Annotated in this window: 3 protein-coding genes; all 3 read left to right on the top strand. The window is 42.9% G+C overall.

The window, feature by feature from the left end; translation table 11 throughout:
- Positions 1-82: 82 nt before the first annotated feature.
- The 3 genes from F6K52_RS10270 to dnaE all read left to right on the top strand — a co-directional run bounded on the left by F6K52_RS10270 (position 83) and on the right by dnaE (position 7,496).
- The gene (locus F6K52_RS10270; RefSeq protein WP_293077035.1) at positions 83-3,073 is read left to right on the top strand and encodes an MFS transporter; all 2,991 of its coding nucleotides are present in this window, start codon (positions 83-85) and stop codon (positions 3,071-3,073) included.
- A gap of 268 nt (positions 3,074-3,341) precedes the next feature.
- Positions 3,342-3,833, top strand: coding sequence for a cyclic nucleotide-binding domain-containing protein (locus F6K52_RS10275; protein ID WP_293077037.1), 492 nt, complete (start codon positions 3,342-3,344; stop codon positions 3,831-3,833).
- 105 nt (positions 3,834-3,938) lie between these two features.
- Entirely contained in the window at positions 3,939-7,496 is a 3,558-nt protein-coding gene (gene dnaE, locus F6K52_RS10280) for a DNA polymerase III subunit alpha (protein WP_293077039.1), read from the top strand.
- Positions 7,497-7,526 lie beyond the last annotated feature (30 nt).

Consider the following 7,526-nt stretch of genomic DNA (forward strand, 5'->3'; position numbering starts at 1 on the left):
CTCAATACCCATGCACAGATCAAGCAGCTTAAAATACCAAAGACAACTGACTGAGGACTAGTGACGAAGGACTAATGACTCTATGAAATTGCCATCTCCGACTCGCCTGAAGGGTTACTGGATTAGAACAATCTTAGAGTGGGTGAATCTTCGCCCAGAAGAAGGCGAGCGGACATTGTTGATGTTCGCCTTCCATACCACCACTGCCATGGGACTGCTTTGGTTAGAGTACAGTGCCATTGCCTTGTTTCTAGAGAAATATGGCGCGAAGTGGTTACCGGTGATCTATATTGCTAGTTCCGTGATCTGCTCTGGGTTGGGAGTATTATACTCCTGGTTGCAGAGGATTTTACCCTTGAGGTCAGTCTTGGTAGCGATCGCTATCCTAGCTGCCTTACCCTTGTTAGTGTTCCGCCTAGGCTTGGAGATCGAGTATGGCTATATTACTGTAGTCACCATCTTTCTATTGCGATTGTGGATGGATGCCGTGTACATCCTCAATGACCTTAATTCCCAGGTGACGGCTAATCAGTTATTCAACATTCGGGAAATTAAGCGTACCTACCCCCTAGTCTCCAGTGGGCTTTTGGTAGCTGATGTCCTCTCTGGCTTCTCATTACCTCTATTATTGCTGTTCGTGGGACTCAACAATGTGGTGGCTTTTGGGTCTGGCATGATGCTCCTGGGAGCACTGACCTTGGTTTATATATGTCAGCACTACCAGCAAGCCTTTCCTAACTCTCCAGCACGACAGTGGGAAGAAATGGAGCCAGACTTTGCTGTGCGTCAGCCGAGTGAATCCCTCAGACGCTATGTCATCCCTTTATTTGCCTTTTTTATCTTAGGGGAAGCCCTGTACCTCCTAATTGAATTTCAGTATATGGGTCAATTGGAGGAAACCCTGGATGGTTCAGCAATTGCTGGTTTTCTGGGTATATTCAGTGGTACTTTGGGACTTTTTGAATTGGTTACCCAATGGTTTATCTCTAGTCGGGTGATTGATCGCTTTGGTCTTTTCCTAAGCGCTATGGTATTACCTGGTGCTTTATCTGTGATTGGCTTAGTGACCCTAGCTAAGATGGCAAGTTGGGTAAAGTTTGATATTGGGTTGCCTAGCTGGATAACAGGGCTATTTATTGGTGTAGTCTTACTCCGATTCGTTGATGAACTATTGCGATTTACTTTAGTAGCTAGTGTTGAACCGGTACTTTTCCAAGCCTTACCGTTAGGGTTACGCTCTGTGGTTCAAACTACTGTGCAAGGGATTGCTAAACCCATGACTACTGGCATTACTGGTCTTGGGATTTTAGCCACCATTGGGCTGCTAAATTGGGCTTTCCCCAATTTTGAGCCATTGCGGCATTGGGTGTTTATTTTAATGGTAGTGATTTTTGCCCTATTATGGCTACTGAGTACCTGGTTAATGCGGGCTAATTATGGTTCATTGCTGCTGATCAATGCTGAGCAAGGACGTTTGGGTTCTGCCAATACCAATTTTCTGGATACTAAGACCGTCTTTGAGGAAGCAGTAAGACGACTGAAAACTGAGCCGAATAACCGCTCTGCTTACATTCAACTGTTGTCTCAAATCGCTCCAGAAAAAGCTAGTAAGGTTCTTTCTCCCTTGCTGGTAGAAATGTCTAAAGATTTGCAGCGCCAGAGTTTAGAGGTGATGTTGCCCTATCCCAACCCAGATTGTCTAAAAGATGTGTCTGGGTTGATTGATCAAAGACCACCAGTAGAAGTCCTGGCCTTAGCATTGCGCTATTTTTGGCTGGCTCAGGAAGACCTGAATATTCGGACAATTAAGCCTTATCTACAACCGGCTGTTGACCCAACCGTAAGAGCTACAGCAGCTGCTTTAATTATGGGTCGGGGTACACCAAAAGAGAAGTTTGAAGCCGTCAAAACCCTGCGCCGGATGCTCACCTCAAAAAAAGAGCAAGAACGGTTAATGGGTACCCGAGCTTTGGCAGAGATGGATTACTTGGAATCCTTGGTGGTTTATATTGATAACCTGTTAAGGGATAAGTCATTAAAGGTACGGTGTGCTTGTTTAGAGGTGATTGCTGCTAAACGATTTGAAAAGTACTATCCGTCTTTAGTCAAGGCACTCTACTACACATCTACCCGCAATGCTGCTCGTATAGCGTTGGTCAAGCAAGGGGATGAAGCCATTCCTTTATTGAGGGTTTTGTCTGAAGATATTCACAAGCCAGACGTAGTAAGGCGGCAAGCTTGGATGGCTCTCGGTGAGATTGGCAGACTCCACGCCCTAACTGAAAAGGGTACTCCTGAAGCTATGAAGCATTTGGTGCAACAGTTGATGAGTAGTTGGGGGACAACCCGTCGTAATATTCTCACGATCTTGCTCAAGATTCCAGGGGAAGTTGGGATTGAAGCGGTGATGAACCAGTTAGGGCGTAGTGGTATAGAAACTTTAATTGAGCAAGAATTGATGTTTTTGGGTCAAATTTATGGCGCACTCCTGGATTTGACCTCAAAGAAAATAGCTGGATTGGAGGCAGATTTGCTGCGGCAGGGGCTTAATGATCTTCAACAAGATCTTGTAGAGGTGTGTTTCTTACTGATGAAGTTTCTTTATCCATCGAGTGCCATCAAAGCAGCTGAGTTTAATCTAGCATCCCATTCTCGGTCAAACATTGCCCTAGGGCTAGAAATTTTGGATAATACCCTAGATATTCCTAATAAGAAAGCATTTTTGTCAATTTTAGACCGGCGTTCTCTGAAAGAAAAATTAGCTGCCCTAGTGGATTTAGTGCCTTATCAACCCATGAATGTAAGCGATCGCTTACGCCGGTTAATCGAGTTACGACATTTTCTGTCAGATTGGCCCCTAGCCTGTTGTTTTCATGTGGCCAGAGCAGCACACTGTTCCCTAGCACCAGCAGCAGCTCTGAGTTGCCTACGTCATCCTACCGGTTTTGTGCGAGAAGCAGTTGTGGCTTATCTCAAAGAGATGTCACCTCGTGCTTGTGCAGAGTTGTTGCCAGTGCTTAGGAATGACCCAGACCCCTTGGTAGCTGCTCAAGCACAAGAGATAATCGGATAGTTTGATCGCATAGTTCCCTATTGTTTGTACACTTTGCTGGCATCGTCTCTAATCTCTAATGTCTGATGGCAGTGGACAGTAGACCATCACGTTAAATAATGTCTGAAATTCCTACAGTACAGTGGTTCAATCTTAATTTCACCCCTTAATACCACCCCATAGTCTAGTCAGCCATTAACTATAAACAATTATCTGTATGGGTTAAACTTGTATTTTACTACAGGACGGCTATTCGCTAGCAGCCAACCGCTAACCCAACCACTAACCAATGTTATCTAGCATTGATCGTTTAATTTTTATCAGGGGTGTCCCTATTTTTCACGAATTGCGGGACGATTTTCTGATGCGACTAGCCTCTGTGATGGACGAGCTAGACTTTCCTTCTAACCATACCATCTTTGCTCAAGGGGAAGAGGGTAGGGAACTTTATATTGTAGTCTCAGGTTTGGTAAGAGTTCACATTGGTGAGCGGAATTTGGCACAGTTCAAGCAAGGAGCCTGCTTTGGGGAGATGTCTTTGTTTGATGCAGAACCTCGTTCCGCTTCTGTGACCACTATCGAACCTTGCCATTGTTTGATGTTGACACAGCTACAACTCTATGATGCCATTGATGAGACACCAGAATTTGCAATTAAGATTATTCGTATGCTGTCCCGCCGTATTCGCGAACTTAACCGAAATTTGAATGCTGATCAGGTTAAAAATCCACCATCGGAGTTGAGAAGGGTTGGAAGTCGTTTAACTGATTTCCGTGCTTAAGATAAGTCTAGTTTTTTGGTACTAGTTTTTTGGTACTAGACCTGGCTCGTAGGTCAGTTAATCATTAAAATAATCAGCAACATCGGTTTATAATTAACAGTAACTATGTCTTTTGTTGGTCTACACATTCACAGTGATTATAGCCTACTAGATGGAGCATCTCAGCTACCAGCACTGGTGGATCGAGCTGTTGAGTTAGGAATGCCTGCGATCGCACTGACAGATCATGGTGTGATGTATGGTGCTATTGAACTGATTAAAGTTTGCCTAAAAAAGGGTATTAAGCCGATAATCGGTAACGAAATGTATGTGATAAACGGTGATATTCATGTCAATAAGCGTTACCGAAAATATCATCAAGTCGTCTTAGCAAAAGATACCAAAGGCTACAAAAATTTAGTAAAAATAACAACTCTTTCTCACCTAAAAGGGATGCAAGGCAAAGGAATTTTTGCTCGTCCCTGTATCAATAAAGAATTACTGGAGCAATATCACGAAGGGTTAATTGTTACTAGTGCTTGTTTGGGGGGTGAAGTGCCCCAAGCTATCCTAAAAGGTGACTTAGATGAAGCCCGTAAAGTAGCTAAGTGGTACCAAGATGTTTTTGGGGATGATTACTATTTAGAGATTCAAGACCACGGCTCTGTAGAAGACCGAGTGGTTAATGTTGCGATTGTTAAGATTGCCAGTGAATTAGGTATTAAAATTATTGCGACTAATGACTCCCACTTTATCTCCTGCTATGACGTAGAAGCTCATGATGCTTTGCTGTGTATTCAAACCGCTAAACTGGTTACGGAAGAGAAACGAATGCGCTATAGTGGAACGGAGTATCTCAAGTCAGCAGAGGAAATGAAACGGCTGTTTCGAGATCACTTACCTTCCCAGGTGATAGAGGATGCGATCGCAAATACCTTAGAAGTGGCCGATAAAGTCAAACACTACAATATTCTGGGAGAGCCTCGCATCCCAGACTACAAGGTATCCAAGGATTATACCCCTGACACCTATTTAGAAGAAATTACCTGGAATGGACTGATGAAGCGGCTAAAGTGTCGCTCTCGTAGTGAAATTGATCCAGTGTATAAAGCACGGCTGGAGTATGAGTTGAAAATGCTCCAGCAGATGGGATTCTCTACCTACTTTTTAGTGGTTTGGGACTACATCAAATATGCTAGAGACAATGATATTCCCGTTGGTCCGGGTCGTGGTTCAGCAGCAGGTTCCCTAGTGGCTTATGTCCTAGAAATTACCAACATTGACCCCGTACATCATGGGCTACTGTTCGAGCGGTTTCTCAATCCAGAGCGGAAATCAATGCCAGATATTGACACAGATTTCTGCATTGAAAGACGGGATGAGGTGATTAAATATGTCACCGATCTATATGGTGAAGACCGAGTAGCCCAGATTATTACATTTAACCGCATGACCTCTAAAGCGGTATTAAAAGATGTAGCGAGAGTGTTAGGAATTTCTTACCAAGACTCTAATCGTATGGCTAAGATGATTCCAGTGGCGCGAGGTAAGCCAGCCAAACTCTCAGTCATGATTTCTGATAAGACACCAACACCAGAGTTTAAAGAGGCTTACGATCAAGATCCGGAAGTTCATCGCTGGGTGGATATGGCGATTCGGATAGAAGGGACAAATAAAACTTTTGGTGTCCATGCTGCTGGTGTGGTTATTTCAGCAGATCCGTTAGATGAAATTGTGCCATTACAACTGAATAATGATGGTGCAGTGATCACCCAGTATTATATGGAAGACCTGGAAGCTCTGGGACTCCTGAAAATGGATTTTTTAGGACTAAAGAACTTAACCACTATTCAGAAAACCAAAGAGTTAGTTGAAAAGACTCAAAATCTTAAACTCGATTTAGATCAGATTCCCCTAGATGAAATTAAAGCTAAGAAAATTTTAGACAAGGGTGAACAGAAGAAAAAACCCCTAGATATTCAAAAAACTTATGAGCTCCTAGAGAAAGGCCATTTAGAAGGAGTATTTCAATTAGAATCTTCGGGAATGCGTCAGGTAGTGCGAGACCTGAAACCTGACAGTATTGAAGATATATCTTCAATTCTAGCTCTTTATCGCCCTGGTCCTCTGGATGCTGGTCTGATTCCTCAGTTTATTAATCGTAAACATGGTCGAGAAAAAGTAGAGTATCAACATCCTCTACTAGAGCCTATTTTACAGGAGACTTATGGAATTCTATGTTTACCTAAAGGTACGTTAATTGATCAGGCCGATGGTTCTTATGTGCCCATTGAAGACATTAAATCTGGCGACCTAGTATTAACCTCTGATGGTAAACAAGTTTGGCCAGCAAAGGTAGCCAAGCAATGGTGCAGTGGTATCAAAGATATCCTGAAAATTACGTTATCTAGTGGTACAGTTATCTATTCCAGTAAAAACCATCGCTTTTTAACACCAGATGGAGACAAATTTGCCTATGAGCTGAAACCAGTAAACCCAGTCGTCAAGAATGCTCATGGTTTTGGTTCTCAAGTTTATGAAAAGTTCCCCGGAGTCAGCAACAGTAAAACACTATGGTCAAATGATCCTCATTTGGGTTTAGTAACTAGAACGCTAGTCAAAGAGTCATCTCCACAGGCAACGCTACCCAGACCGAAAGAGTCACAGTACAAGACAAGGGTTAAAGACTGGGATGTTCGGATAGTTTATGTTACCGCTGTGGAAGAGAGTGGGCAACAGGAGTGTTTTGATCTACAAATGGAGGAACAATCTTCCCCATACTTTCTGGCTCATGGCGTAGTAGTTCATAACTGCTTTCAAGAAAGTATCATGCGGATGGCCCAGGATTTGGCCGGTTATTCTCTAGGTCAAGCGGATTTACTGAGGCGGTGTTTGAGTGGATCAACTGAGATCCTTGATCCAGCAACCGGTCGTTTAGTTTCCCTGAGGGAGATTGCTTCTAAATCTAGTTACTGGTTGGGACGAAAGGTTTTTTCTATGGATTTAAAGACCCAAAAAATTACCCAACAACCAATTATCGAAATTCATCCTAATGGGATTCGTGATGTTTGGGAGATTACTACCAAAACTAACTGCAACATTCGCGCCACCGATGATCATCTTTTCTACACGAGTCTAGGATGGAAGCCTCTGAAAGAGTTTACCATAGGAAGTTCCATCGGTTTAGCTAAAGCATTACCAATTCCCTACAGTCGTGAACTGTCGAATAGTAAAGGTAAGCTAACTGATAATATCATTAGACTTGTTTCAGAAGTTGGTAACAGGGAACAGTTAACAGCTAAAAGTGGAAACGAATTAACGAAAACAGTTGCGACTCCGAGTTTAGCACGTCACCAAGGTATTGCTGACTCAGATGTTTTCTGGGATGAGATTGTTGAGCTGAAGTATCTTGGCCAAGAGGAGGTTTTTGATTTAAGTATTGCTGAAACTCATAACTTTATTGCCAATGACTTTATTGCTCACAATTGCATGGGTAAGAAGAAGGTGGCTGAGATGCAGAAGCATCGGGAGATTTTTATCGATGGTTCAACCAAAAATGGCGTGACTCAAGACATAGCTGAAGAGTTATTTGACCAAATGATTAAATTTGCTGAATATTGTCTCAGCTATGATACGAAGATTATCACAGTAGAGTATGGGCCGATGGCGATTGGTGATCTGTAACTTTTGTGTCTCCATCCACTAAATCGGTTT

The organism is Moorena sp. SIO3H5 (assembly GCF_010692395.1).
Lineage (GTDB): Bacteria > Cyanobacteriota > Cyanobacteriia > Cyanobacteriales > Coleofasciculaceae > Moorena.

Excerpts from the sequence above, each read along its gene's own strand:
- dnaE (WP_293077039.1), top strand. The coding sequence starts at position 3,939 with ATGTCTTTTGTTGGTCTACACATTCACAGTGATTATAGCCTACTAGAT.
- F6K52_RS10275 (WP_293077037.1), top strand. The coding sequence starts at position 3,342 with ATGTTATCTAGCATTGATCGTTTAATTTTTATCAGGGGTGTCCCTATT.
- F6K52_RS10270 (WP_293077035.1), top strand. The coding sequence starts at position 83 with ATGAAATTGCCATCTCCGACTCGCCTGAAGGGTTACTGGATTAGAACA.